The following is a 2,292-nucleotide window of genomic DNA, read 5'->3' on the forward strand; positions in this document are numbered from 1 at the left end:
CCGCGCCCGATGCCGCAGCGCGAGCAGGTCAGGCACGCGCCGACCCAGCGCCCGGTCCCCCACCACGACGCCGTCCCGCCCCGGCGGCGCACCCCGCCGCCCGCGGATGCCGGCGGACAGGTCCAGCCGCCACGACGACGCCGCAAGCGTCATCCGTTCCGGTGGTTCACGGTGATCGTCGTGCTGCTGATCGCGGGCCTGATCGCCGCGGTGATCCACCTGGACAACTCGCTGACCCGCATCACCGCGCTCGCCTCCTACAGCGACCGGATCGGCGATACGCCCGGCACGAACTGGCTGCTGGTCGGTTCCGACGGCCGCGGCGACCTGTCGACCGAGCAGGAGCAGGAACTGGCGACCGGCGGCGACACCGGCCCGGAACGCACCGACACCATCATGCTGGTGCACATCCCGTCGTCCGGGCCGACCACGATGGTCAGCCTCCCGCGCGACTCCTACGTCAGCATTCCCGGCCACGGCAAGGACAAGCTGAACGCCTCGTTCGCCTTCGGCGGCGCGCCGCTGCTGGTGCAGACGGTGGAGGAGGCCACCGGGGTGCGGATCGACCACTACGCCCAGATCGGCTTCGGCGGCTTCGCCGGCGTCGTCGACGCGCTCGGCGGCATCGAGATCTGCCTGGACGAGCCGATCGCCGACCCGCTGGCCGGGCTCGATCTGCCCGCGGGCTGCCAGGAGCTGAGCGGGCCAGAGGCACTGGGCTTCGTGCGCACCAGGGCGACCCCGCGCGCGGACGTCGACCGGATGAACCACCAGCGGATGTTCATGTCGGCGCTGCTGAAGAAGGCGACCAGCATGGGCACCCTCGCCAATCCGTTCGCGCTGTGGCCGATGGCCACCGGGGTGGCCGGCTCGCTGAAAGTCGATGACGGCGACCACATCTGGAACCTGGCCGCGCTGGGCTGGGCGATGCGTGGTGACACCGTCACCACCAGCGTCCCGATCGGCGGATTCGACGACACCGACGTCGGCAACGTGCTGCTGTGGGACAAGTCGAAGGCGAGCGGTTTCTTCGACGCCCTGGCCAAGGATCAACAGATTCCCGAGGACCTGCTGACGCGGTAACGTCGTGGTATGGCCGAGGATCGTTCGTTCACCGAGCTGCTGCGGGACCAGATCCGGCACGGGCTGACCACCGCACAGCAGTATCTGGCCGCCGCCGTGTACTTCGACGCGCAGCGACTACCGCAACTGGCCGCGCAGACCTACGCCCGCTCGGCCGAGAACCGGGGCCACGCGATGCGGATGGTCCAGTATCTGCTCGACCGCGATGTCGCGGTGACGATCGGCGGGCTCGACGAGCTGCGCTCGGAGTTCGATTCGCCGCGCGCCGCGATCGCCTTCCTGCTCGACCGGGAACGGACAGCCACCGCGCAGATCAGCGCGCTGGCCGGCGCCGCTCGTGCGGCGCAGGATTTCCTCGGCGAACAATTCGTGCAGTGGTTCCTGAAAGAACAGGTCGCCGACGTCGCGGAGATGAGCACGCTGCTCACCGTGCTGGACCGGCAGGACAATCTGTTCGACGTGGAGGAATTCATCCGGCGCGAGCTGGCAGGCGTTGTCCCGGTGGACAACACGGCGCCCAGAATGGCGGGCACAGGGAAGCTTCAGTAAGGGAATACTTGGTTAGGAAATACTTCCCTCAATAAGGTTGCACTTGGATGACAACCCACTTTGACCAGGTCTAATGTTGCGGCCATGTCGATTCATCCGGAACCCCCGCGCAGCAAATTCCACAGCCTGCTCCAAGACCAGATCCGGCATGAGTTCAACGCCGAACATCAGTACATCGCCATTGCGGTGTGGTTCGACAACAACGACCTCCCGCAGCTGGCCAAGCGCTTCTACGCCCAGTCCGTCGAAGAACGAAATCACGCGATGATGATCGTGCAGTATTTCCTCGACCGGGACATCAGCGTGGAGATCGCGGGCATCGACGCCGCGAAGTCGAACTTCGAGACCGCCCGCGAGCCGATCGAACTGGCCCTGGCCCAGGAGAAGACGGTCACCGACCAGATCATCCGGCTGGCCAGCACGGCCCGCGAAGAGGGCGATTACCTCGGCGAGCAGTTCATGCAGTGGTTCCTGAAGGAACAGGTCGAAGAAGTCGCGCACATGACGACGCTGCTCAATATCGCCGATCGCGCCGGGTCGAACCTGTTCGATCTCGAGGCGTTCATGTGGCGCGAGCTCAGCACCCCGAAGGACACCTCGGGCGCACCGTCCGTCGCCGGCGGCAGCGTCTGACCAGAGCCACCCGGATTGGGGGGGGGC

At 66.8% G+C, this 2,292-nt stretch carries 3 protein-coding genes; all 3 read left to right on the forward strand.

Annotation, left to right across the window (positions count from 1 at the left end):
- Positions 1-1,083, forward strand: a 1,083-nt coding sequence (locus V8688_RS26270; protein WP_342801913.1) for an LCP family protein, incomplete at its 5' end; no start/stop codon positions are given.
- 9 nt (positions 1,084-1,092) lie between these two features.
- Positions 1,093-1,632: a ferritin-like domain-containing protein gene (locus V8688_RS26275; RefSeq protein ID WP_218716136.1), complete on the forward strand. Its 540-nt coding sequence runs from the start codon at positions 1,093-1,095 to the stop codon at positions 1,630-1,632.
- A gap of 84 nt (positions 1,633-1,716) precedes the next feature.
- Complete coding sequence (locus tag V8688_RS26280) at positions 1,717-2,265, forward strand: ferritin (protein ID WP_218716135.1); 549 nt, start codon at positions 1,717-1,719, stop codon at positions 2,263-2,265.
- The last annotated feature ends 27 nt before the right edge of the window (positions 2,266-2,292 follow it).

This window comes from Nocardia sp. No.11 (genome assembly GCF_038752175.1).
In the GTDB taxonomy this organism is placed as follows: Bacteria; Actinomycetota; Actinomycetes; order Mycobacteriales; family Mycobacteriaceae; genus Nocardia; species Nocardia canadensis.